Source organism: Nocardioides guangzhouensis (assembly GCF_004519545.1).
In the GTDB taxonomy this organism is placed as follows: domain Bacteria; phylum Actinomycetota; class Actinomycetes; order Propionibacteriales; family Nocardioidaceae; genus Nocardioides; species Nocardioides guangzhouensis.
In genome coordinates this window covers 102,599-126,517 of the sequence record NZ_SDKM01000011.1, presented here as the reverse complement: position 1 = coordinate 126,517, position 23,919 = coordinate 102,599, and the positions used below count along the sequence as shown (strand labels likewise).

Here is a 23,919-nt window from a genome sequence, read left to right as displayed (position 1 = left end):
TAGGCAGCGGCCGGGGGCCCGCCAACCGGGTCCGGCGCCGCCTGTGGACGGCCGCGTGGATCAGTCGAGCGCCGGCGCCACGCAGACCGAGACCATGCCCGGCCCGACGTGCGCGCCGAGCACCGCACCGAGCTCGGCGATCCGGACCGGCGTGACCAGGTCGAGCCGTTCGGAGAGCCGTGCGCCGAGCTGCTCGGCCCGGTCGGGGCTGGCCAGGTGGGCGACGGTCGCCTCGACCTTCGCGCCGTCCGCGGACTCCACGGCCAGGTCCTCCAGCCGGGCCAGGGCCTTTCCCGCGGTGCGGACCTTCTCGAGGGAGACGATCCTGCCGTCCTCGAGGCCGAGCAGCGGCTTGACCGCCAGCGCACCGCCGATCAGCGCCGCGGCGGCGCCCACCCGGCCGCCGCGGCGGAGGTACTCCAGGGTGTCGACGTAGAACAGCGACGTGGACGCGTCGGCCCGGGCGCGGGCCGCGGCCGCGACCTCCTCGGCGGAGGCGCCGGTCGCGGCGACCCTGGCCGCGGCCATCACGGCGTACCCGGTGGCGTGCCCGACCTGCCGGCCGTCGACCGCCAGCACCGGCACGGAGGAGTCGCGCGCGGCCACCTCGGCGGAGTCGAAGGTGCCGGAGAGCTCGCGGGAGAGGTGGATCGAGACGATCGCCTCGGCTCCCCGCGCGGCCGCGGCGGCGTAGACCTCGGCCATCGCGGCCGGCGTCGGCCGGGAGGTGGAGACCGGGGTGAACGACCGGAGCGCCTCGGCGACCATGTCGGTGGTGGCCTCGTCCTCGTCGTACGACGTGGCCCCGATGACCACCTGGAGCGGCACCACGACCACCCCGAGCTCCTCGGCGACGCCGTCGGGCAGGGAGGCCGAGGAGTCGGTCACGATCGCCACCCTCGTCATGCGCGCACCCTACCGTCGGGTCCGCGGCCCCGAGATCACCCCGCGACGGGGACCCGCGGCGCCTGAACGGGCGAGCCCGGACGGGGCCCGGATCCGGCCCGGGGAGCCGCCCTGCTGTCGCCGGCCCGCACCATGCGCTGCCCGTCCGGGGCGAAGCCGGCGACGACGCTGGCGGCCATGGACAGGGTGAGGTGGTGCGGGGACATCGGGGTGCTCCTGGCTCGGGACGGATGCGTGCACCGCCCAGACGCGACCGTGCTCCGCCGGGTTGCACGCGCGTCGCAGCGGTCTGGACCGGACCCGCCCGGTGATCCCGGCCCGCGCGGAGGGGGCCCGGCCCTAGAGTGCGAGCAGGAGAAGGGACGGGGGACGAGCATGGGGTGGGTGGCGTACGGCATGGCGGAGCCCGGAAGCGCGAACGCCGCAGGGTCAGGCGACATCAGCCCGGAGCTCGCGGACCTGCGGCGCTACGGCCGGCGGATGGTGCGCCGGTTCGTGCTGAAGGCGCGGGCGGACGAGCGGCCGACGTTCCGGACGATCATCGCCGACCACCTGGCGGTGCCGGTGGCGACGCTCCCGGTCTCGGAGGAGCGCTGGGCGGGCTACGAGCACCCCAACGTGCAGGCCGCCCTCGACGCCTGGCTGGCCGCTCCCGACCGCACCGTCGAGGTGATCGGCATGACCGGCCACCGGCACCGCGGTCCGTTCGGGCTCGGCGACCTGATCGGGCCCGCCGACGAGGAGTACTACGGCCACGGCCCGCGACCGGGCAACGTCTCCGGCGTCCGGGTGCCGACCGGTCCTGACGGCGAGACCATCGAGTGCCTGCGGGCTGCGGTGCTCCTCGTGACCGACGGCGACGACCGGCTCGCCCTGCTCTACCGCGGCTCCGACCGCGAGAGCGACGTCTACGGCGTGACGGTCGAGATCGTGGCCTCGCGCCCCGCGGCCGCCGAGGCAGCCGCCAGGCAGCTGCGTGCCCTGGCCGTGCAGCACAACGTCTTCCGCGGCCAGGTCGTCTCCTTCGGCCGCACCATGTTCGACGACCACCAGTCCGCCCTGCAGCTCCACCGGCGCACGGTGGTCGACCCCGACCACCTGATCCTGCCGGCCGCGACGTTCGACGACGTACGACGACAGGTCGTCGGCGTCGCCCGGCACCGCGACCGGCTCCGCGCGTCCGGCCAGCACCTCAAGCGGGGGCTGCTGCTCTACGGCCCGCCCGGGGTCGGCAAGACCCACACCGTCCGCCACCTGATCGGCGAGCTGACCGACACCACCGTGATCGAGCTGACCGGGGACACCCTCGGCGCGATCAAGGAGGCCTGCTCGATCGCGCGCACCCTCCAGCCGGCGATGATCGTGGTCGAGGACGTCGACCTGATCGCCGAGGAGCGCGACCACTACGGCGGCTCGTCACCCCTGCTGTTCACGCTGCTGAACGAGATGGACGGTCTCGACGAGGACGCGGATGTGGTCTTCCTGCTCACCACCAACCGGGCCGACCTGCTGGAGCCGGCCCTGGCCGCTCGGCCCGGCCGGGTGGACCAGGCGGTCCACATCGACCTCCCCGACGCGGAGTCGCGCCGCCGGCTGGTCGAGCTCTACGGACGGGGCCTCGACGTCGACCCGGCCGGAATCGACGACGTCATCGACCGCACTGCCGGCGTGACCGCGTCGTTCCTCAAGGAGCTGCTGCGCCGGGCCGCGGTCGTGGCGGTCGAGCGCGAGTCGGCCGACGGCACCGACGCGGCCGGCTCGGTGAGCGTGACCACCGCCGATCTCGACGCGGCGCTCGCGGAGCTCCTCGCGACCCGCAACGCGATGACGCGCGCGGTCCTCGGCTACCGCGACGCGGCGGTCGGGGACCCCGCCGGCTGACCCGGGTCAGCCGGCGACGATGTTGACCAGCTTCGGCGCCCGGACGATGACCTTGCGCACGGCCTTTCCGTCCAGCGCCCGCTGCACCGCCGGGTCGGCCAGCGCGGCGGCCTCCAGGTCGGCGTCGGAGACGTCGGGCGCGACCTCCAGGCGGGCCTTGACCTTGCCCTGGACCTGGACGACCGCGGTGACCGACTCCTCGACCAGCAGCGCCTCGTCGACCGCGGGCCAGCCGGCGCGCGCGACCGAGGGCTGGTGGCCCAGCCGCTCCCACATCTCCTCCGCCGTGTACGGCGCGACCAGCGACAGCATGATCGCCACCGCCTCCGCGGCCTCGCGCACGGCGGGGTCGCCCGGTCCGGGGTCGCTGTCGATCGCCTTGCGGGTGGCGTTCACCAGCTCCATGATCTTGGCGACCATCACGTTGAAGCGGTGCAGCTCGACCAGCTCGGCCGCGTCGTGCAGCGCGCGGTGGGTGGCCCGGCGCAGGGCGACGTCACCACCGGCCGGGTCGGTGCCCGGGGCGGAGGTGACGTCACCGCTCAGGCGCCAGGCACGCTGCAGGAAGCGCAGCGACCCGTTCGGGGACATGTCGGCCCAGTCGATGTCGTCCTCCGGCGGGCCGGCGAAGACCAGGGTCAGGCGAACCGCGTCGACTCCGAACTCCGCAAGTTGGTCCCCCAATCGGACGCCGTTGCCCAGCGACTTGCTCATCTTCTTGCCGCGGTTGATGACGAAGCCCTGGTTCAGCTGTGCCGAGAACGGCTCCCGGAAGTCGACCAGGCCCATGTCGGCCAGCACCTTGGTGAAGAACCGGGCGTACAGCAGGTGCAGCACGGCGTGCTCGACGCCACCGATGTAGATGTCGCACGGCATCCACTGGTTGACCAGGTCGGTGTCGAACGCCTGGGTCTCGTCGTCCGGCGAGCAGTAGCGGAACATGTACCAGGACGAGTCCACGAACGTGTCCATGGTGTCGGTGTCCCTGGTCGCGGGCCCACCGCAGGTCGGGCACGTGGTCTGCACCCAGTCCGTGGCGGCGGCCAGCGGCGAGACGCCCTTCGGCTTCAGGTCGGCGCCGCGCAGCTCGGGCAGCCGTACCGGCAGCTGGTCCTCGGGCACCGGCACCTCGCCGTGCTCGGGGCAGTGCACGACCGGGATCGGCGCACCCCAGTAGCGCTGCCGCGACAGCAGCCAGTCACGCAGCCGGTAGTTGATCGCGCCCTTGCCCGAGCCCTGCTCCTCCAGGAAGGCGATGGTGGCGCGCTTGGCCTCGGCCACGGACAGGCCGTTGATGTCCAGCGGCGAGTCCACGCCCGGGGCCGGGGAGTTGATGGCCGGGCCCTCGCCGTGGAACGCCTCCCCCTCGAAGTCGGCCGGCGGCTGCGTGGTGCGGATGATCGTCAGCCCCATCTCGGTGGCGAACTCCCAGTCGCGCTGGTCGCCGCCGGGGACGCCCATCACCGCGCCCGTGCCGTAGTCGGCCAGCACGTAGTCGGTCGCCCAGACCGGGATCCGGTCGCCGGTCACCGGGTTGGTCGCGGTCACCCCCAGGTCCACGCCCGTCTTGGGCCGGTCGGTCGACAGCCGCTCGATCTCGGTCTCCTTGCGGGTCTCCTCGCGGTAGGCCTCGAAGGCGGGGCGCTGCGCGTCGGTGACCAGCTCGTCGGCCAGCGGGGAGTCGACCGCGACCACCATGAAGGTGGTGCCGAAGATGGTGTCCGGGCGGGTCGTGTAGACCGTCATGGGCTCGTCCCGGCCGTCGACCGCGAAGTCGACGTGGGCGCCCTCGGAGCGGCCGATCCAGTTGCGCTGCGCGGTGATCACGCGGTCCGGCCAGGTCGGGGCCAGCACGTCCAGGTCGGACAGCAGCTCCTCGGCGTACTCGGTGATCCGGAAGTACCACTGGGTCAGCTCGCGCTTGGTGACCTCGGCGCCGCACCGCTCGCAGTGCCCGTCCACGACCTGCTCGTTGGCCAGCACGGTCTGGTCGTTGGGGCACCAGTTGACCGGGGAGTTCTTCCGGTAGGCCAGGCCGCGCTCCATGAACTTCAGGAACAGCCACTGGGTCCAGCGGTAGTACTCCGGGTCGGAGGTGTTGAAGGTGCGGCTCCAGTCGAACGACAGCGCGTAGTTGCGGCACGACTGGATCGAGGTCTCGATGTTGCCGTAGGTGTACGTCGCGGGGTGCTCGTCGTTCTTGATCGCGGCGTTCTCGGCGGGCAGCCCGAAGGAGTCGAAGCCCATCGGGTTCAGCACCTCGTAGCCGCGCTGCCACCAGTAGCGCGCGACCACGTCGTGCAGCGCGAACACCTCGGCGTGGCCCATGTGCAGGTCGCCCGAGGGGTAGGGGAACATCGTCAGCGCGTAGCGCTTCTCGCGCGCGGAGTCGTCGTGGGCGGTGAACGGGTCCGACTCGTCCCAGATCTTCCGCCACTTGGCCTGCGTCGACTCGATGTCGTAGGTCGCCCGCTCGTCCTGCTCGCTCATCGTGCTGTTCCTTCTCCTCGTCGCGTTCCCGGCCGGGGGTGTGCTGGTGGCATGAAAAAACCCCTCGCAGGGAGGGGTGGCCGCGTGATCACTCAGCGTCTGCTGGTGCGATCAGCGCGGCTGGCCGAGAAGCTGGGCCGACGTGTGCATGCGCCCATGGTAGCCGCTGTTTGACGGTCACGGCGCGTGGGTATCCCCGGACCGCGCCTCCACGCAGAACAGACCCCTCCATACGCGCTCGCGTCCCGGCCCTCGCCACCGCCCTGGCGGCCACCCCGCTCCCGGCACCGAGCTGGCGTACGGCGAGCCGGCGACCGTGGAGCTCGACGCGATCTCCGACTCCCCCGCCCTCGCGGAGTACACCGTGACCTCGGTCGGTCCGGGCACCGACACCGACAGCGGCGTGACCACGTCGTACCGGGTGCAGGTCACGCTCACCGCGGTCACCGACCTCAGCGGCGCGTTCCTGCTGCCGAGCCTCGAGTTCGACGCGCTCGACTCCGCCGGTGAGACGACGATCTTCAACGTCGAGGACGGCTGCGACGACAAGGTCGACACGAGCACGCTGACCGCCGGCACCAGCGTGGACCTCTGCGTCTCCGTCGCGGCCTTCACCGGCGGTGACCTGACCGCGGTGCGCTACACCGGCGGCGACGCGCACGACGACGACAGCGGCGAGCCCATCCTCTGGAAGCCCTGAGGTGCTCCGGGCACCGGCTCGGCTACCTTGACAGCATGACTGTCAACGACATGTTCCGGCTGGACGGCAAGGTCGCCATCGTGACGGGCGCCTCGAGCGGTCTCGGCGTCGCGTTCGCCCGGGGACTGGCCGAGGCCGGCGCCGACCTCGTGCTCGGCGCCCGCCGCCTGGAGAAGCTCGAGGAGACCGCGCAGCTGGTCCGGGACGCCGGCCGGCGGGTGCTCACGGTGGCCACGGACGTGTCCGACCCCACCCAGTGCCAGGCACTGGTGGACGCCGCGATGGCCGATCTCGGCCGGGTCGACGTGCTGGTCAACAACGCCGGCGTCGGGACCGCGGTGCCCGCCGCCAAGGAGACGCCGGAGCAGTTCCGCTCGGTCATCGACGTCAACCTCAATGGCTGCTACTGGATGGCCCAGGCAGCCGGCCGCGTCATGCAGCCCGGCTCTTCGATCATCAACATCAGCTCGGTGCTCGGCCTCACCACCGGCGGCCTCCCGCAGGCGGCGTACTCCGCGAGCAAGGCCGGGCTCAACGGCCTGACCCGCGACCTCGCCCAGCAGTGGACCGGACGCAAGGGGATCCGCGTCAACTCGATCGCCCCGGGCTTCTTCGTCTCCGAGATGACCGACACCTACCCGCCGGGCTACCTCGAGCACGTGCTGCAGCGGGTGCCCGCCGGGCGCATGGGCGAGGGGGCCGAGCTCGCCGCGACGGTGGTGTTCCTCGCCTCGGACGCCTCGGGATACGTGACCGGCCAGACGCTGCCGGTCGACGGCGGCCTCACCATCGCCTGACGTGGCCTCCCTCCCCCGCGACGGCCGTCCGCCACGCGTCGTCGTCATCGGTGCCGGCTTCGGCGGCCTCGGCGTCACCGCCGAGCTGCTGCGCGCCGGGTTCTCCGACGTGACCGTCCTCGAGCGCGCCGACGCGGTCGGCGGGGTGTGGCGCGACAACACCTACCCGGGCGCCGCGTGCGACGTGCCCTCGCCGCTCTATTCGTGGTCGTGGGCGCCGAACCCCGACTGGGGGCGCCGCTACTCCGGGCAGGCGGAGATCCTCGCCTACCTCGAGCGCACCGCCGCGGAGTCCGGCGCGCTGGCGAGGGTGCGGACCGGCGTCGAGGTCACCGGCCTGGCGTACGACGACGCGGCCGGCGCCTGGACGGTGCGGACCGCCGCCGGGGAGGAGATCGCGGCGGACGTCGTGGTCCCGGCGCTGGGCCAGCTCTCCCGGCCGGTGGAGCCGGCCGTGCCCGGCCACGAGGACTTCGCGGGCCGCGCCTTCCACTCCGCCCGCTGGGACCACACGGTCGACCTGCGCGGCAAGCGGGTCGCCGTGGTCGGCACCGGCGCCAGCGCGATCCAGGTCGTTCCCGGCATCGTGGACGACGTCGCCGCGCTGACCGTCTTCCAGCGCTCCGCGCCGTACGTCCTGCCGAAGCCGGACCGGGCCTACACCCGCATCCACGGCCGGGTCTACCGACGCTTCCCCGCCGCGCAGGACGCCGGGCGGAGGCTGGCCTTCTGGATCACCGAGCGCTTCAACGCGACGTTCACCAACGACGGTCCCCTGCGGAAGCTGCTGATCGGGGTGTGGCGGCTGCGGCTGCGGCGGCAGGTGCGTGACCCCGGGCTTCGGCAGCGGCTGGTCCCACCGGACCCGTTCGGCTGCAAGCGGGTGCTGTTCAGCAACGACTGGTACCCCGCCCTCGACCGCGACCACGTCGACCTCGTCGCCTCCCCGGTCACCTCCTTCGAGCCGGACGGGCTGCGGACCGAGGACGGTCGCCGGCACCCCGTGGACGTCGTGGTCTGGTGCACCGGCTTCGCCGCGACCGAGTTCCTGGCCCCGCTCGAGGTGCTCGGCACCGGTGGCCGCGACCTGCGCGAGACCTGGGCCGACGGCGCGCACGCCCACCTCGGCATCACCGTGCCCGGCTTCCCGAACCTGTTCCTGGTCTACGGGCCGAACACCAACCTCGGCGGCAGCTCGATCCTCGGCATGATCGAGGCACAGGCCCGCTACCTCCGCCAGGCCGTGCAGCGGGTGGCGGCGGGCGCCGTGCTCGACGTACGCCCCGAGGTCGCGGCCCGCTACGACGCCGAGGTGCAGGGCCGGCTGCGGGACAGCGTCTGGTCCGGCTGCGCCAGCTGGTACCGCACGGACGGCGGTCGGGTGGTCACCAACTGGCCGGGCCTGGTCCGGGAGTACGCCGAGCGGACCGCGGTCCTCGACCCCGCGGACTTCCGCATCGGCCACCGTGACGGCGTACCGGCCGCTCACACAGGCTCCACGCGTGGTTCACAGGTGACGCACAGGGACGGCAGCCAACCTCGGGGACATGAGCCTGCACACGAGTCCCGCGACGGGCGCCGCCCCGGTCCCGCCGCACGCCCTCCGGCGTCGGGCTGACCGGACTCCTTCCTGGTGGCGTGACCTGACCGGGGCCGTGGCCTGGCTCCTCGTCCTGTTCGTGGTGGCGCTGTGGGTCGCGGGCGGCGGGTTGACCGCGTTCGGCAACACCGGCGACGCGCTGACATCGCTGGGCCGGGTCGCCGGGCTGGTGGCCTCGGTGCTGCTGCTGCTCCAGGTCCTGCTCATGGCCCGGATCCCCGTGGTCGAGCAGGCCTGGGGCCAGGACGAGCTGGCCCGCGTGCACCGCCTCGTGGGCTTCACGTCGTTCAACCTGATGCTGGCGCACATCGTGCTGATCGTGGCCGGCTACGCCGCCGGCACCTCGCGCGGCTTCGTCGGCACGCTGTGGGACCAGATCCGGTTCTCCCCCGGCATCCTCCTCGCGACCGCCGGCACGGTCGCCCTGGTGATGGTCGTGGTGACCTCCCTGCGGGCCGCCCGACGGCGGCTGCGCTACGAGTCGTGGCACCTGCTCCACCTCTACGCCTACCTCGGCGCCGGCCTGGCGCTGCCCCACCAGCTGTGGACCGGTCGCGACTTCACCTCCAGCCCGGTGGCGAGTGTCTTCTGGTGGGGGCTGTACGGCGCGGCATTGGCCGCGGTGCTCGTCTACCGGGTGGCGGTCCCCCTGGTCCGGTCGGCCCGGCACGGGCTCGTGGTGAGCCACGTCGTGCACGAGTCGCCGACCGTCACCACCGTCCACGTGACCGGCCGCGACCTGCACCGGCTGCGGGTACGGGCGGGCCAGTTCTTCCACTGGCGGTTCCTCGACGGCCAGGGCGCCACCCGCGCCAACCCCTACTCGCTCTCCGCCGCCCCCGACGGCCGGTCGCTGCGGATCACCGCGGACGCGGTCGGCGACGGCTCGTCCCGGCTGCGGTCGCTGCGCCCGGGCACCAAGGTGCTGGTGGAGGGCCCCTACGGCCGGCTCCACGCCGGCACCAAGGTCCGGCGCGGCACCGTCCTGATCGGAGCCGGCATCGGCATCACGCCGCTGCGGGCGCTGCTCGAGGAGCTGCCGCCCGGCCCCGAGACGACCGTGGTGATCCACCGGGTCAGCCGCCCCGAGGACGCGGTCCTCGCCCACGAGGTCGTCGACCTGGCCCGCTCCCGGGGCGCCCGGGTGCACGGCCTGGTCGGCCGGCGCGACCCGCGCCATCCGGACTGGCACCCGGCCGGCTCCGGCCTCACCGGCGGGCAGGCGCTGGGGGCCCTGGTCCCCGACGTCGCCGACCGCGACGTGTTCGTCTGCGGCCCGCCGGCCTGGATCGAGCACGTGCTCGAGGCCGCCCGCGCCGCCGGCGTGGCGCCCGAGGCGCTGCACCACGAGCGCTTCGCGTACTGACACCCACCCACCGACACCGACCCCAGCACCACCGACCCGAGGGAGACACCCCGTGCGCCGCATCGTCCTGTGGGCCATGAGCACGCTGACCGCACTGGTCCTGCTGTTCAGCTACCAGACCTCCCACGGCACCTCCCAGAGCACCGCGACCAGCTCTGCGATCCAGCACCTCAACGACAGCTCCCAGACCACGGGCGGCTCCTCCTCCGGGACGTCCGGCACGTCCGGGTCGACCGCCGGCGGCACAACCGCGACCTACACCGGCGACAGCCAGATGACGCCGTACGGCCCGGTCCAGGTGCAGATCACGGTCAAGGGCGGGCAGATCACCCGCAGCGAGGTGCTCCAGGTGCCGTGGTCCGGCGGCCACGACCAGATGATCAACTCGCACGCGGTGCCGATCCTCAACCAGGAGACCGTGCAGGCGCAGTCGTCGTCGATCGACATGGTCTCGGGCGCGACGTACACCTCGCAGGGCTACATCGGCTCCCTGCAGTCCGCGATCGACCAGGCGCAGCTGTGATCCCCGCGAGCACCGCCGTCGCCCCGCCCCGCCGTGCCTGGGTCGAGCACGTCATGGGGCTGCCGGTCAGCATCCACGTCCGCGGCGCCGGCGCGTACGACGACCGCGTGGAGCCGGCGGTCGCCGCAGCCTTCGCGACGGTGCGCGCGATGGACCGCGTGTTCTCCACCTGGCAGGACGGCTCGGACGTGATGCGGCTGCGCCGCGGCGAGGTCGACCTGGCTGACTGCGACCCCCTGGTCCCCGAGTCGGTCCGGCTCGGCGCCGAGGCCGCCCGGACGACCGGCGGGGCGTTCACCACGCTCCTGCCCGCAGACGGAGAGCTGCTCTTCGACCCGACCGGGCTGGTCAAGGGCTGGGCGGTCGACCGGGCCACCGTGCCGCTGCTCGAGCTGCCCGGGGTGTCGTTCTGCGTGAACGCCGGCGGCGACCTGGTGGTCGGAGCCCACCCGGACCTCCCCGACGACGGGCCCGACGCCGTGGTGTGGCGGATCGGCATCGAGGACCCGCGCGACCGGACCCGGGTCGCGGCCACCCTCCCGGTCACCCGGGGTGCGGTCGCGACCTCGGGCACGGCGGCCCGCGGCGCACACCTCTACGACCCCGCCGCCGACCGGATGGTCGCCCGGTCCGGCTCCACCACCGTGCACGGGCCCACCCTGCTCTGGGCGGACGTGTGGGCCACCGCCCTGTTCGTCGGCGACGCCGGCACCCGGGAGCGGTTCGTCCGCGACGCCCCGGCGTACCGCGCGTTCGACCTGCCGGGCTGACCGCTGGCCCGTCAGGCCCCGGCCGGCGCGGCCCGGGGCCGGGTCAGCAGCCGGGTCAGCAGCACCACGACCAGCACGCCGGCGAGGACCCCGAGGGCGCAGCCCAGGGTCCAGAGCAGGGGGTACCAGTCGGTGATCTCGACGGGCGCGCGGTCCGATCCGGGGAACTCGCAGCGCAGGCTGACGGGGCCGTCCACGACGGGGCCGCGCACCACCTCGAACTCGCGGGCGTCCACCTCGGGACTGGTGAGGCACAGGTCGTCGAGGTAGTGCCCGAGCCCGAAGGCCCACACCGCGAAGCCCACCAGCGTGCCGAGCGTGCACAGCGCCGCGGCCGCGAGCCACAGCACGGTGCGGCGCAGCGCGAAGGCGGTCATGTCCCGAGTATCGGGGCGATCCGCGCGGTCCCGCCCGGAAACGACGAAGGGCACCCCGCGCGGGGTGCCCTTCGGTGTCGATGGTGGAGCTGAGGGGACTCGAACCCCTGACCCCCTGCATGCCATGCAGGTGCGCTACCAGCTGCGCCACAGCCCCATCGGCTGCCTCCGGGAACCGGCTCCCGGACAACGTCGGGAATCCTAGCGGGCCACCCCCGACGACGCGAAATCGACCCTCTCCAGGACTCTCGTCTCGCTATTCAGACTGTGTTAGTCAACTTAATGTACTTTAGTCCTCCCGACCCGTCGTCGACCCGAGGAGGATCGCCGTGTCCGTCACCGACCAGCTCCTGGAGAACAACGAGAAGTACGCCGCCGAGTTCGAGGGGCCGCTCCCCCTGCCGCCGGCCAGGGGCGTCGCCGTGCTCGCCTGCATGGACGCGCGGCTCGACGTCTACGGGATCCTCGGCCTCGAGGAGGGCGAGGCCCACGTGATCCGCAACGCGGGCGGGGTGGTCACCGACGACGAGCTCCGGTCGCTCGCGATCAGCCAGCGCCTGCTCGGCACCCGGGAGATCATCCTGATCCACCACACCGACTGCGGGATGCTCACGTTCACCGACCAGGAGCTCACCACCGCGCTCACCGACGAGACCGGCATCGAGCCGGCCTGGACGGCGCACGCGTTCACCGACCTCGACGAGGACGTCCGGGGCTCGGTCGAGAAGATCCAGACCGACCCGCACATCCCCCACACCGACGCGGTGCGCGGCTTCGTGTTCGACGTGGCCACCGGACGGCTGCGCGAGGTCGTCTGAGGCTTCGCCGACGGGCCGTGCCGGGGCTCAGCGCTCGTGCGAGGCCACGTCGGCGGGCAGGTCGATCGCCGGGCAGTCCCGCCAGAGCCGCTCGAGGGCGTAGAAGCTGCGCTCCTCCTCGTGCTGCACGTGCACGACGACGTCACCGTAGTCGATGAGCACCCAGCGTCCGTCGCGCAGGCCCTCGCGCCGGATCGGCTTGGCGCCGATCTCGCGAAGCTTGTCCTCGACCTCGTCGACGATCGCCTTCACCTGGCGCTCGTTGCCGCCCGAGGCGAGCAGGAACGCGTCGGTGATCGCGAGCTGGTCGGAGACGTCGAAGGCGATGATCTGCTTCGCGAGCTTGTCGGAGGCCGCGCGGGCGGCGGTGTGGACGAGCTCGACGGCGTGGTCGGTGGCGGTCATGGAGTTGCTCCCGCGGGATAGAGGTCGTGCTTGGCGATGTACTGGACGACGCCGTCCGGCACGAGGTACCAGACCGGCTCGCCGCGCCGCTTGCGCTCCCGGCAGTCCGAGGACGAGATCGCGAGCGCCGGGATCTCGACGAGCGTCACCCGGTTCCCCGGCAGGTTCTCCATGAGCGCGGAGTCCATGGTGTAGCCGGGGCGGGTGCAGCCGACGAAGTTCGCGAGCGCGAACAGCTCGTCGACGTCGCGCCAGGTGAAGATGTTGGCCAGCGCGTCGGCGCCGGTGATGAAGTAGAGGTCGGCGTCGGGGTGCTGGGCGCCGAGGTCCTTGAGCGTGTCGATGGTGTACGTCGGGCCGGCCCGGTCGATGTCCACCCGCGACACCCAGAACCTCGGGTTCGCGGCGGTCGCGATCACGGTCATCAGGTAGCGGTGCTCGGCCGGCGAGACGACGCGCTCCGACTTCTGCCACGGATCGCCCGTGGGCACGAAGACGACCTCGTCGAGGTCGAACCAGGACTGCACCTCGCTGGCGGCCACGAGGTGGCCGTGGTGGATCGGGTCGAAGGTGCCACCCATCACCCCGACCCGGCGCCGCCGGGCACCGTCTCGAGGCGCCGCGACGGCAGCGTCGGCCATGCTCAGCTGTGTTCGCGCCCCGCGCCGACGATGAGCAGCACGAGCATGAGGACGAGGAGGATCCCGAGCACGACCGCGCCCACGGCCCACGGGTTGACGTCGGAGGTGCCGGCGGCCTCGGCGGCCACGATCGTCAGAGAGGTCAGCGACATGGGCCGCAGCCTACCGGCCGCTCAGTGGAACAGCGTCGCGAGGCCCGCCAGGATCAGCCACGACTGCAGACCGCGGCCGAGGAAGATCATCACCATGAACAGCCAGATGTTCATGCGCACCACCCCGGCGGCGACGCCCATGACCAGCAGCGGCGGGATGCCGACCAGGCCGGAGAGGAACGTGACCCCACCCGCGAGCCCGGGCCGACCCGCGATCCGCTTCTCCCAGAGGGTCAGCTGCGCCTGCCGCTTGGGCGTGCCCAGCCACCGCTGCATCATCGGCACCCGCATCGAGTGCACGGTCGCGTAGTACCAGACGTACTTCCCGACCGCCTGCCCGATCCCGGCCATCACCGCCAGCGGCAGCGCCTGCTCGGGAGTGACCTGCGTGGCGAGCGCGGCGAGGTACAGCTCGATGTTGAAGATGGGGACGACCGACGACAGGATCGAGTAGCCGAGGGTGGCCCAGACGAGGTTCACCGCAGTTTCCCGGCCACGGTCCCCCAGGCCCCCACCGTCCTGCGCATGGGCCAGAGGCTACCCGGAGAGGGTGTCCGGACCCGGGACCCGGGGTGGGTGCGTGCCGCGTCGACCGCGTCGTACAGCCCCGCCGACGGCTACCGGACGTGCCCGTCGCCGGTCACGACGTACTTGGTGCTGGTCATCTCCGGGAGCCCCATCGGGCCCCGGGCGTGCAGCTTCTGGGTGCTGATCCCGATCTCCGCGCCGAAGCCGAACTCGCCCCCGTCGGTGAACCGGGTCGAGGCGTTGACCAGCACCGCCGCCGCGTCCACGGACGCGGTGAACCGGCGCGCCGCCCCGAGGTCCTCGGTCACGATCGCGTCGCTGTGCTTGCTGGAGTGCGCCCGGATGTGCCGCACCGCCGCGTCGAGGTCGGGAACCACGGCCGCGGAGATCTCGAGCGAGAGGTACTCCGTGTCCCAGTCCTCCGGAGTCGCCGCCACCACGCCGTCGTACTCCGCGAACCGCTCGTCGCCGTGGATGGTCACGCCGCGCTCCTGCAGCGCGTCGATCACGGACGGGAGGAAGTCGTCGGCCACGTCCTCGTGCACCAGCAGCGACTCGGCCGCGTTGCAGACGCTGGTGCGGTGGGTCTTGGCGTTGACCACGATGGCCAGGGCCTTGTCGAGGTCGGCGGCCGCGTCGACGTAGACGTGGCAGTTGCCCACCCCGGTCTCGATGACCGGCACCGTGGACTCCTCGACGACGCTGCGGATCAGCCCGGCACCGCCGCGCGGGATGAGCACGTCGACGAGGCCGCGGGCGCGCATCAGCACCTTGGCCCCCTCGTGGCCCTCCCCCGGCACCAGCTGGACGGCGTCCGGGTCGAGCCCGGCGCCCTCGACCGCCGAGCGCAGCACCTCGACGATCGTGGTGTTGCTGGCCAGGGCGCTGGCCGAGCCCCGCAGCAGCGCCGCGTTGCCCGACTTCAGGCAGATCCCCGCCGCGTCGGCGGTCACGTTGGGGCGGGCCTCGTAGATGATCCCGACCACCCCGAACGGCACCCGGACCTGTCGCAGCTCGAGGCCGTTGGCCAGCGTGCTCCCCCGGACCACCTCGCCGACCGGGTCGGGCAGCCCGGCGACCTCGCGCAGGCCCTGTGCCATCCCGGCGACCCGGTCCGGGTCGAGCCGGAGCCGGTCGACGATGTTGGCCGGGGTGCCGGAGCCCTCCGCGCGGCGTACGTCGTCGGCGTTGGCCGCGAGCACCTCGTCCAGCCGCGCGAGCAGCGCGTCGGCCATCGCGCCCAGCGCCCGGTCCTTCTCCGCCCGGGTGGCCAGGGCCAGCCCGTAGCTCGCCTCACGGGCCCGCTCCGCGGCGGCCCGGACCTGCTGCTCGACGTCGGCTCCGGTGGTCACCGCTCCAGCCTAGGACCGGCCCGCAGGGCCCGATGTATCCGTCTCGGGAAAAACGCCTCCTGAAGAGGGCAACCGAAATCCAGCCTGAGGCGTCTGAGGGATCGGGGGGGCGGTCTCCCCGACCTCACTCGGGGAACCAACTCTCGGAAGGACGTGCCGTGAAGCGCAGTCTCCTCCGGCCCGGGCTGCTCGCCCTGGCCCTCACCGGTCTCGGCCTGCCCGGCGCCGTCACCACCTCGGGCACCGCGGCTCCGGCCGCCGCCCCCGTTCCTCCCGTCGAGCTGGTCGTCGCCCCGGTCGTCGACGTCAACCGCTACGACGGCTGGGTCTACGGCGACCTCGGTCCCCGGCTCGCCGCCACCACCGCTCCGGTCGAGCTGTGGTCCACCCGCACGTCGTACGCCGACCCGATCGTCACCGAGCTGCGGTCTCCCGGCGGCTCCACCACGCTGCCCGCGGGCACGCTCAAGGACTTCCGCGGGCTCCCACGGTTCTACCGGATGACGCTGCGCAACAAGGCCGGGGACATCGTCTACAACAAGGTCCGCCGCTACTGCATGAACGGCGATTCGCAGCGGATGCGCCCGGACGCACCCGCCCGCTCGCCGTACCCGTGGGGCTGCCCGTGGCACCCGTTCACCAAGGGCTCGGTGCAGGGCATCCAGGAGGGCTGGTCGGTCTCGCTGACCGGCGAGCAGGCCATGCGCCTCAAGACCGGCCGCTACTCGGCCCGGGTGGCGATCGCGGAGAGGTACGCCGAGCTGTTCGGGCTGTCCGACGCCCAGCGGGTGACGACGTACACCCTGCGCGTGCGCAACGGTGGGGACGAGTCCTTCCGCAAGCCGGTCGCCCCCCGCAGCCCGATCGCCCGGCCGAACGCCCGGCGCCCCAAGGGCGCGTCTGGTGGCGTGGTGGCCGGCCCGACCCCGGACCTGCAGTCGCTGCCGGCGTTCGGGATGTCGATCGCGCCGGGCGGCAACTTCCTGCGGTTCTCGGCGACCGTCTGGAACGCCGGTGACAGCCCGCTCGTCGTCGACGGCTTCCGCCGCCCCGGCGAGGACGTGATGGACGCCTACCAGTACTTCTTCGACGCCGACGGCAACCAGACCGGGTACGCGCACGTGGGCGAGATGGAGTGGCACGCCGCCAACCACCAGCACTGGCACTTCCACGACTTCGCGCGGTACCGGCTGCTGCGGGCCTCCGACCAGTCGGCCGTGGTCCGGTCGAAGAAGGAGTCGTTCTGCCTGGCCAACACCGACGCGGTCGACTACACCGTGCCGGGCGCCGAGTGGAAGCCGGAGAACACCGACCTGAGCTCGGCCTGCGGCGGTCGCGACACCCTGTCGCTGCGCGAGGTGCTCTCGCAGGGCAGCGGCGACACCTACATGCAGTTCCGGGCCGGGCAGTCCTTCAACCTGAAGGGCGTCCCCAACGGCTGGTACTACGTGGCGGTCGAGGCGAACCCGACCGGTCACCTGACCGAGACCGACACCACGAACAACGTGGCGCTGCGCAAGATCCACATCGGCGGCCGGCCGGACCACCGCACGGTCCGGATGTCGCAGGTCGGGATCGTCGACGACAGCAGCTTCTGACGGAGCGCGGCGCGCACCGCAGGGAACGGGCCGCCTCGCCGGAGCCACCGGCGGGGCTGCTCCCCCTCTCAGCCGCCGACCGTGCGCCGGGACAGCGTCGACCCGAGCGCGACCAGCCCTTCGGCGACCTTCAGCACCACGCCGACCGCCGCGACCGCCACGGTGACCCCGACCGCCGTCCCGATCAGCAGCTTCATCTCCGCCTCGCTCCGCCCGGTCAGGTCCGCCAGCTCTCCGGCGACCCGGCTCGGTGCGCTCTTGCTCGTCATCACACCACCACCCGTCACCGATGCTGCCCCTTCCCGCGGCATCGACGATCACCCGGCGCGGGTGAACCCGGCAGCGGTCCAGACAGCGAACGATCCCCGGCACCGGGTGCCGGGGATCCTTCACGAACAGCGGGTGGAGGCTCAGCCCTTGCGCTTGTTGATCTCCTCGGTCAGCGCGGGCAGCACGGTGTGCAGGTCGCCGACGACCCCGAAGTCGACGAGCTCGAAGATCGGCGCCTCCTCGTCCTTGTTCACCGCGACGATGGTCTTCGAGGTCTGCATGCCGGCCCGGTGCTGGATGGCGCCCGAGATCCCGTTGGCGACGTAGAGCTGCGGGGAGACCGTCTTGCCGGTCTGGCCGACCTGGAAGCTGTGCGGCTTCCAGCCGGAGTCCACCGCGGCCCGCGAGGCGCCGACCGCCGCGCCCAGGGCGTCGGCGAGGTTCTCGACCGGCTCGAAGTTGCCGCCGGTGCCACGGCCGCCCGAGACCACGATCGCGGCCTCGGTCAGCTCCGGGCGACCGGTCGCCGTCCGCGGCTGGGAGGCCACGATCTGCGCGGCCTTCGCGGCGTCGGAGACGGTCGCGGCGAACTGCTCCACCGACCCGGCGCCCGCGGCCTCCTCCGGGGTGGCCGCGTTGGGCTTCACCGTGATGATCGGGGTGCCCTGGGTGACCTTCGCCTGGACCGTGTAGTTGCCGGCGAACACGCTCTGGGTGGTCACCGGACCGCCCCCACTGGCAGCGTCGCCGGCCTGCACGTCGACGGCGTCGGTGATCAGCCCGGACTCGAGCTTGATCGCCAGCCGGGCCGCGATCTCCTTGCCCTCGTAGGAGGAGGAGATCAGCACCGCTCCGGCGGACGTCTTCTCGGCGATCTGCTGGAGCACCTCGGCCTTCGGGGCCACCAGGTAGCCCCTGATCTCCGCGTCGTCGACGGCGTAGACCTTCTCCGCGCCGTACTTCTTCAGCGCGTCGGCCGGCGGCTCGCCGGAGCCGATGAACACCGCCGACGGCTCGCCCAAGCGGCGGGCGATGGTGAGGAGCTCGTTCGTGGTCTTGCGCACAGTTCCGTCGACGTGATCGACGAGTACCAGGATCTCGGACATCACTCAGCTCCTCAGATGAACTTCTTGGCGGCGAGGAACTCGGCCAGCGCAGCGGCGCCCGAGCCGTCCTCGTCGGTCACGACCTCGCCGGCGGTGCGCGGCGGACGGGCGGTGGTCTCCTCCACCTGCGTCCACGCCACCGACAGCCCGACCTTCTCGGCCTCGACCCCCAGGTCGGCCAGCGACCAGGTCTCCAGCGGCTTCTTCTTCGCCGCCATGATCCCCTTGAACGAGGGGTAGCGGGCCTCACCGGTCTGGTCGGTCACCGACAGCACCACCGGCATCGTCGCCCCGATCACCTCGGTCGCGGTGTCGCCGTCGCGCTTGACCCGGATCTGGTCGCCCTGGGTCTCCACCACCGAGGCCAGCGTGACCTGCGGGAGACCGAGCCGCTCGGCCAGCATCGCCGGGACCACGCTCATGCCACCGTCGGTCGACGCCATCCCGCAGACGATGAGATCAGGCGTCCCGATCTTCTTCAGCGCCTCGGCCAGCACCAGCGACGTGGCGACCGCGTCGGAGCCGGCGATCGCGTCGTCGAGGACGTGGACGCCCTTGTCGGCACCCATCTGCAGCGCCTTGCGGACCGCGTCCGCGGCCTGCTCGGGCCCGATGGTCAGCGCGGTGACCTCGACCTCCTCCCCCTCACGCTTCTCCTTGACCTGCAGCGCCTGCTCGACGGCGTACTCGTCGAGCTCGGAAAGAAGGCCGTCGACGCCAACGCGGTCGACGGTGTTGTCCGACTCGAACCGCCGATCCGCGGTCGCGTCGGGCACGTGCTTCACACAGACAACGATGTTCATGTTCGATGTGGCCGGGTTCGGCCCCTCCTGTTGCACTCGAAGTGTGGTGGTGACGTTACTAGCGGGTACGGCGAGGTGGAACGGCTGCGGGCGGTGGGACTCCTCACATCATGTGGTCCCGGTCACCCGACCGGCACGAACGGGTCGCGGCGGGGTCAAGGCCGGATCACCTTGTCGAGGATCCGGCCGAGCACCAGCCAGAACACCGCAGCGAGTCCCCAGTTGACCAGCGCGTTCTTGGTGTCGGAGTTCTTGCCGACGAACTCCTTGATGCCGTTCTCGAGGCTGAACACGCCGAGGTCGACGGCGTTCGCGACGTCGCGGATGAACTGCACCAGCGCGTTGTCCGGGTTGGCGTCGAGGGCGTAGGTGAGCGCGCCGGCCGCGAGGAACAGCGCGCACACCACGCAGGCGAGCCAGACCAGCTGCGCGATCCGGACCCGGACAGAGGCACCCGTCACCCGACTCGCCGTACTCACCCGGGGAACCTGGCCTTGCCCGGTCCGTGCTCGAGGAACGACTCCATGCCCACCCGGCGGTCCTCGGTCGCGAACAGCGACGCGAACTGCTGCCGCTCGATCTCGATGCCGCGGTCGAGGTCGGTCTCCAGCCCGTGGTCGATCGCTTCCTTGGCCGCCCGGAGCGCCCAGCGGGCGCCGTCCCGGAACGAGCCCGCCCAGGCCAGCGCGGCGTCGTACACCTCGCCGGCGGGGACCACCCGGTCGACCATGCCGATGGCCAGCGCCTCGTCGGCCTTGACGAACCGGCCGGTGAAGATCAGGTCCTTGGCCCTGCTCGGGCCGATCAGGCGCGGGAGCCGCTGGCTGCCGCCCATCCCGGGAATCACGCCGAGCAGCACCTCGGGCTGGCCGAGGGTGGCGTCCGCGGCGGCGAAGCGCACGTCGGCGGCCAGCGCCAGCTCGCAGCCGCCGCCGAGCGCGTAGCCGGTGACCGCGGCGACCACCGGCTTGGGGATCCGGGCCACCGCGGTGATCGAGTCCTGCAGGTCCCCCGAGGCGCGCACCATGTCGGTGTGCGACATCGCCGCCATCTCCTTGATGTCGGCGCCGGCGGCGAAGGTCCGCTCGCCGCCGTACAGCACGACGGCGCGGACGTCGTCACGCTCGCTCGCCTCGACCGCTGCCTCCCGGATCTCGTCCTGGGTCTGGCGGTTGAGGGCGTTCATCTTCGGCCGGTCGACCCGGATGGTGCCGACGCCGTCGGACACCTCCAGTCGCACGAACTCACCCACGGGGGGCCTCCTGTCAGGGGGGTCGGGGGGTACCTGCGGAGCACCACCCGCACGGCGCAGGAACGGCCGATGCCGGGGACGACTCCGGGACCGAGCCTAGAGGCCCGGTCCCGGAGCGTGGTGCGGGGTGTGCTGCCGGTGTCCTGCGGGCAGCGCGGCGATCAGGGCGTGACGGTGATGCCCCGCGCCTCGAACTTCTCCTGGACCAGCCGGGCGAACTGGGCGCCGTCACGCGCCGCGGCCTCGCGGTAGGTCACGGTCGCGGCCTGGTCGAACGAGGTGCCGACCGGGTAGTCGAACTGCGACTCGATCAGCGTGGTGTCCCACGCCGCGGCGGACTTGCCCATCGACTGGTAGCCGAGCCGGATCTCCCAGAGGGCCTGGCTCCAGATCTGGCCGTCGTAGTGCACCTGGTTGCGGCGGTCGGCCACGGTCAGGTTGAGGTCGAACCGACGGATGCAGTGCGGGGCCTTGGTGTAGGACGTGGAGTCCCAGTCCATCGGGCAGGCGTCCTCGGCGTTCACGGGCCAGCCGTACTGCTGCGCAGCGGCCAGACCGGCGGAGACCGCGAAGTAGTCGCCGAACGACTCGCCGATCGCGCCGGCGTCGATGCTGCCGGTGTCGTAGAACCCGGGCACCTGGTCCGCGTGGATGGCGTGGCCGTACTCGTGCATGATCACCTCGGCGTCCTCGGCGTCGTCGACGCCGCCCTTGCCGAGGCGGATGTAGTCGCCCTTGTCGGTCATGTAGGAGTTGTCGACGCCGTACTGGTTGATCCGCAGGTCGTACGGACGGGCCAGGATCGCGCGGTAGGGGCCGCCGGGCCGGAAGCCCAGCGACTGGAGGTACTCCTGGGCCTGGTTCACCCAGAAGTAGCCCATGACCTGCTCGAACTGGTCCTGGTCGCGGGTGTAGGTGAACGTGTTGGTGGTGCTGTACGCCGGGGTGCCGGTCGAGGTGCGGACGTTGACCCAGTCACCGGAGAGGTAGCCGGTGCCGTCGAGGTTGCGGAGCTGGGCGGGTGTGTACTGCGCCGCGAGCTCGGGGGTGTTCGCGTCCTTGCTGTCGGTCAGGGTCTGGTCGCCCGACGACTGCACCGGGTTGACCATGAAGATCTGGCCGGTGCCGGTGCTCGAGCCGCTGCCCGGCTTGTCGGCGGTGGACGGGCCGGCGACGAGCGCTGTGGCGGTGGCGGCGACCGCGAGACCCGCGGTCATGAGGCGAAACGTGTGCACGTGGTTCCTCCAGTCGGTACCGCCCGGGGGGTGTGGGCGGGTCATCGGGCATCCTGCCGGGCGAACCGGCCCGTGACCACACCCCTGGGGGCCGTGTCTCCGCCTCGATCGGGACCGATCGGGCGCGATCGGCAACAATGGCCCGCGTGACACCCGGGACATGGCAGTTCGAGGGCGAGACCGCCGAGGTCTGGCCCGGCCGCAACTTCCCCCTGGGCGCCACCTGGTCGGAGGAGTCGACGAACTTCGCGGTGCACGCGCCGCACGCCACCGGGGTCTGGCTCTGCCTCTTCGACGACGAGGGCAACGAGACCACCCACCCGCTGACCGAGCAGTCGCTGGGCATCTGGCACGGCGCCCTGCCCGGCGTCGCACCCGGCACCCTCTACGGCTTCCGCGCGGACGGGCCCTGGTACCCGGCACGAGGGCTGCGCTTCAACCCCGCCAAGCTGCTGGTCGACCCCTACGCCCGGGCGGTGTCCGGGCAGGTCACCGTGGACAAGGCGATCTTCGGCCACGCCCAGGACGAGCCGGACGAGCGCGACGACACCGACTCCGCGCCGTACGTCCCGCGCTCGGTGGTGGTCCGCGACGACTTCGACTGGGGCGGTGACACCCCGATGCGGCGCCGCTACCGCGACACCGTCATCTACGAGATGCACGTCAAGGGCATGACCGCGCTGCACGACCGGGTGCCCGAGCAGCTGCGCGGCACGTACGCCGGGCTGGCGACGCCGGCGGTCATCGACTACCTGCGCGACCTCGGCATCACCGCCGTCGAGCTGCTGCCGGTGCACCAGTTCACCTCCGAGCCGGCCGTGGTCGACCGTGGCCTCGTGAACTACTGGGGCTACAACACGCTCGGCTTCTTCGCACCGCACAACGGCTACAGCGCCTCCGGGGACCGCGGGCAGCAGGTCACCGAGTTCAAGGCGATGGTCAAGGCGTTCCACGACGCCGGCATCGAGGTCATCCTCGACGTGGTGTACAACCACACCGCCGAGGCCGGGCCGATCGGGCCCACGTTGTCGTTCCGCGGGCTCGACGACACGTTCTACCGCCGGGCGGACCGCCGGCCGCCGGACCCGCACCCCGACATCTTCGGCCACACCGAGCGGCCCACCGACGTCTACTGGGACGTGACCGGCTGCGGAAACACCGTGAGCACCGACCACCCGATGGCGCTGCGGCTGATCCTCGACTCGCTGCGCTACTGGGTCACCGAGATGCACGTCGACGGGTTCCGCTTCGACCTGCTCTCCGCGCTCACCCGGAAGGGCCACGAGGTCGACATGCGCTCCGGGCTGCTGACCACGATCGCGCAGGACCCGATCCTGCGGCACGTGAAGCTGATCGCGGAGCCGTGGGACACCTCGATGGACGGCTACCTCGTCGGCGAGCTGCCGCCGGAGTGGGTGGAGTGGAACGACCAGTACCGCGACACCATGCGCGACTTCTGGCGCGGGCACGGCGCGATCCGGACCGTCGCCACCCGGCTGGCCGGCTCCAGCGACCTGTACGCCGACGACGGGCGCTCGCCGTACGCCTCGATCAACTTCGTCACCGCCCACGACGGGTTCACGCTGCGCGACCTGGTGTCCTACGACCGCAAGCACAATCGGGCCAACGGGGAGCACAACCGGGACGGGACCGACAACAACCGGTCGTGGAACTGCGGGGTCGAGGGCGAGACCGACGACGCCGACGTGATCGCGCTCCGGCGACGGCAGGCGGCGAACCTGATGGCGACGCTGTGCCTGTCGAACGGCGTCCCCATGATCACCGCCGGCGACGAGCGCGGCCGTACCCAGCGCGGCAACAACAACCCGTTCTGCCAGGACAACGAGATCTCCTGGATCGACTGGCGGGTCGACGACGCGTGGCTCGACATCTACGAGCTGACCCGGGCGGCGCTGCGGCTCCGGCGCGAGCACCCGGCACTGCGGCAGCGGCACTGGTTCGAGGGGCGGCCTACGCTCGAGGGTGGCCCGAAGGACCTGGCGTGGCTGCACCCGAGCGGCCGCGAGATGACCAACGGCGACTGGCACGACGACAGCCTCGGTGTGGTCGGGATGTTCCTCTCGGGCAGCCCGCTGCGCGCCCCCGGGCCGCGCGGCGAGCAGCAGCACGACAGCTCGTTCATGATCTGGTTGAACGCCGCGCCGTACGCCGCGGACGTGGTGCTGCCGGCCAACGCGTGGGTCCAGAGCGGTGAGGTGGCGCTGAGCACCGACCCCGACCTCCCCGCCGGCAGCCCGGCCGTCGCAGGCAAGCGGCTGCGCCTCGGCGGCCGCACCGTCGTGGTCCTCCGCCAGACCTGACCCGCCGCTGGTCACCCGCCGCCGACCG

The 23,919-nt window shown here is 72.2% G+C and carries 25 protein-coding genes and 1 tRNA gene; 10 read left to right on the top strand and 16 right to left on the bottom strand.

The features are described 5' to 3' along the window. Window positions 1-60: 60 nt before the first annotated feature. Complete coding sequence (locus EKO23_RS09450) at window positions 61-906, bottom strand: DegV family protein (RefSeq protein WP_134716551.1); 846 nt, start codon at window positions 904-906, stop codon at window positions 61-63. Window positions 907-941: 35 nt separating this feature from the next. After that, entirely contained in the window at window positions 942-1,112 is a 171-nt protein-coding gene (locus tag EKO23_RS25180; RefSeq protein ID WP_167880398.1) for a hypothetical protein, read from the bottom strand. A gap of 178 nt (window positions 1,113-1,290) precedes the next feature. Here EKO23_RS25180 and EKO23_RS09445 point away from each other — a divergent pair, with 178 nt between their 5' ends. Beyond that, window positions 1,291-2,787 carry an AAA family ATPase gene (locus EKO23_RS09445; protein WP_134716549.1) on the top strand — a complete coding sequence of 499 codons (1,497 nt, stop codon included), beginning with the start codon at window positions 1,291-1,293 and terminating at the stop codon, window positions 2,785-2,787. Window positions 2,788-2,793: 6 nt separating this feature from the next. Here EKO23_RS09445 and leuS read toward each other — a convergent pair whose 3' ends face one another. Then, window positions 2,794-5,277 (bottom strand): leucine--tRNA ligase, encoded by a 2,484-nt coding sequence (gene leuS, locus EKO23_RS09440; RefSeq protein WP_134716547.1) that lies wholly within the window; start codon window positions 5,275-5,277, stop codon window positions 2,794-2,796. Window positions 5,278-5,593: 316 nt separating this feature from the next. Between leuS and EKO23_RS09435 the strand changes: the two genes are divergently transcribed. From EKO23_RS09435 to EKO23_RS09410, 6 genes are read left to right on the top strand one after another with little or no spacing between them, the layout of a single operon-like run. Further along, the gene (locus EKO23_RS09435) at window positions 5,594-5,977 is read left to right on the top strand and encodes a hypothetical protein (RefSeq protein ID WP_134716545.1); all 384 of its coding nucleotides are present in this window, start codon (window positions 5,594-5,596) and stop codon (window positions 5,975-5,977) included. Between the two features lie 35 nt (window positions 5,978-6,012). Continuing rightward, window positions 6,013-6,774: an SDR family NAD(P)-dependent oxidoreductase gene (locus tag EKO23_RS09430; RefSeq protein ID WP_134716543.1), complete on the top strand. Its 762-nt coding sequence runs from the start codon at window positions 6,013-6,015 to the stop codon at window positions 6,772-6,774. 1 nt (window position 6,775) lies between these two features. Then, complete coding sequence (locus EKO23_RS09425; RefSeq protein WP_134716541.1) at window positions 6,776-8,392, top strand: flavin-containing monooxygenase; 1,617 nt, start codon at window positions 6,776-6,778, stop codon at window positions 8,390-8,392. Then, window positions 8,322-9,740, top strand: a complete 1,419-nt coding sequence (locus tag EKO23_RS09420) for a ferredoxin reductase family protein (RefSeq protein WP_134716538.1) — start codon at window positions 8,322-8,324, stop codon at window positions 9,738-9,740. The genes EKO23_RS09425 and EKO23_RS09420 overlap by 71 nt, the downstream gene beginning before the upstream one ends. Window positions 9,741-9,792: 52 nt before the next feature. Further along, the gene (locus EKO23_RS09415; protein ID WP_134716536.1) at window positions 9,793-10,263 is read left to right on the top strand and encodes an FMN-binding protein; all 471 of its coding nucleotides are present in this window, start codon (window positions 9,793-9,795) and stop codon (window positions 10,261-10,263) included. Further along, complete coding sequence (locus EKO23_RS09410; RefSeq protein ID WP_217702552.1) at window positions 10,260-11,033, top strand: FAD:protein FMN transferase; 774 nt, start codon at window positions 10,260-10,262, stop codon at window positions 11,031-11,033. The genes EKO23_RS09415 and EKO23_RS09410 overlap by 4 nt, the downstream gene beginning before the upstream one ends. Before the next feature lie 11 nt (window positions 11,034-11,044). On the opposite strand, the gene EKO23_RS09405 is transcribed toward EKO23_RS09410, so the two are convergent. Next, the gene (locus tag EKO23_RS09405) at window positions 11,045-11,410 is read right to left on the bottom strand and encodes a hypothetical protein (protein WP_134716534.1); all 366 of its coding nucleotides are present in this window, start codon (window positions 11,408-11,410) and stop codon (window positions 11,045-11,047) included. Window positions 11,411-11,491: 81 nt separating this feature from the next. Then, window positions 11,492-11,567, bottom strand: a tRNA-Ala gene (locus EKO23_RS09400). A gap of 172 nt (window positions 11,568-11,739) precedes the next feature. Between EKO23_RS09400 and EKO23_RS09395 the strand changes: the two genes are divergently transcribed. Further along, a complete protein-coding gene (locus tag EKO23_RS09395; protein WP_134716532.1) occupies window positions 11,740-12,228 on the top strand; it encodes a beta-class carbonic anhydrase in 489 nt (162 codons plus the stop codon). Between the two features lie 27 nt (window positions 12,229-12,255). Here the strand turns inward: EKO23_RS09395 and rsfS are convergent, their stop codons facing one another. From rsfS to EKO23_RS09375, 5 genes are all read right to left on the bottom strand, one after another. Further along, window positions 12,256-12,633, bottom strand: coding sequence for a ribosome silencing factor (gene rsfS / locus EKO23_RS09390; RefSeq protein ID WP_134716530.1), 378 nt, complete (start codon window positions 12,631-12,633; stop codon window positions 12,256-12,258). Next, window positions 12,630-13,274, bottom strand: coding sequence for a nicotinate-nucleotide adenylyltransferase (gene nadD, locus EKO23_RS09385; RefSeq protein WP_134716528.1), 645 nt, complete (start codon window positions 13,272-13,274; stop codon window positions 12,630-12,632). Before nadD ends, rsfS begins: the two co-directional genes overlap by 4 nt. Before the next feature lie 2 nt (window positions 13,275-13,276). After that, entirely contained in the window at window positions 13,277-13,426 is a 150-nt protein-coding gene (locus EKO23_RS25175; protein WP_167880397.1) for a hypothetical protein, read from the bottom strand. Window positions 13,427-13,447: 21 nt separating this feature from the next. Next, entirely contained in the window at window positions 13,448-13,906 is a 459-nt protein-coding gene (locus tag EKO23_RS09380; protein WP_134716526.1) for a hypothetical protein, read from the bottom strand. 137 nt (window positions 13,907-14,043) lie between these two features. Next, complete coding sequence (locus tag EKO23_RS09375; protein WP_134716524.1) at window positions 14,044-15,306, bottom strand: glutamate-5-semialdehyde dehydrogenase; 1,263 nt, start codon at window positions 15,304-15,306, stop codon at window positions 14,044-14,046. Between the two features lie 158 nt (window positions 15,307-15,464). Between EKO23_RS09375 and EKO23_RS09370 the strand changes: the two genes are divergently transcribed. Continuing rightward, entirely contained in the window at window positions 15,465-16,904 is a 1,440-nt protein-coding gene (locus tag EKO23_RS09370) for a lysyl oxidase family protein (RefSeq protein WP_246050990.1), read from the top strand. A 68-nt stretch (window positions 16,905-16,972) separates the two neighbouring features. Here EKO23_RS09370 and EKO23_RS09365 read toward each other — a convergent pair whose 3' ends face one another. The 6 genes from EKO23_RS09365 to EKO23_RS09340 all read right to left on the bottom strand — a co-directional run bounded on the left by EKO23_RS09365 (window position 16,973) and on the right by EKO23_RS09340 (window position 21,552). Then, window positions 16,973-17,173 carry a hypothetical protein gene (locus EKO23_RS09365; RefSeq protein ID WP_134716520.1) on the bottom strand — a complete coding sequence of 67 codons (201 nt, stop codon included), beginning with the start codon at window positions 17,171-17,173 and terminating at the stop codon, window positions 16,973-16,975. A gap of 141 nt (window positions 17,174-17,314) precedes the next feature. After that, complete coding sequence (locus EKO23_RS09360; RefSeq protein WP_134716518.1) at window positions 17,315-18,280, bottom strand: electron transfer flavoprotein subunit alpha/FixB family protein; 966 nt, start codon at window positions 18,278-18,280, stop codon at window positions 17,315-17,317. Between the two features lie 11 nt (window positions 18,281-18,291). Further along, the gene (locus tag EKO23_RS09355) at window positions 18,292-19,065 is read right to left on the bottom strand and encodes an electron transfer flavoprotein subunit beta/FixA family protein (RefSeq protein ID WP_246050989.1); all 774 of its coding nucleotides are present in this window, start codon (window positions 19,063-19,065) and stop codon (window positions 18,292-18,294) included. A 173-nt stretch (window positions 19,066-19,238) separates the two neighbouring features. Next, window positions 19,239-19,562, bottom strand: a complete 324-nt coding sequence (locus EKO23_RS09350; protein WP_134716515.1) for a hypothetical protein — start codon at window positions 19,560-19,562, stop codon at window positions 19,239-19,241. After that, entirely contained in the window at window positions 19,559-20,335 is a 777-nt protein-coding gene (locus EKO23_RS09345) for an enoyl-CoA hydratase/isomerase family protein (protein WP_134716513.1), read from the bottom strand. The genes EKO23_RS09350 and EKO23_RS09345 overlap by 4 nt, the downstream gene beginning before the upstream one ends. A gap of 161 nt (window positions 20,336-20,496) precedes the next feature. Further along, entirely contained in the window at window positions 20,497-21,552 is a 1,056-nt protein-coding gene (locus EKO23_RS09340; protein WP_134716511.1) for a M36 family metallopeptidase, read from the bottom strand. Between the two features lie 164 nt (window positions 21,553-21,716). Here EKO23_RS09340 and glgX point away from each other — a divergent pair, with 164 nt between their 5' ends. Beyond that, entirely contained in the window at window positions 21,717-23,891 is a 2,175-nt protein-coding gene (gene glgX / locus EKO23_RS09335; RefSeq protein ID WP_246050988.1) for a glycogen debranching protein GlgX, read from the top strand. Window positions 23,892-23,919 lie beyond the last annotated feature (28 nt).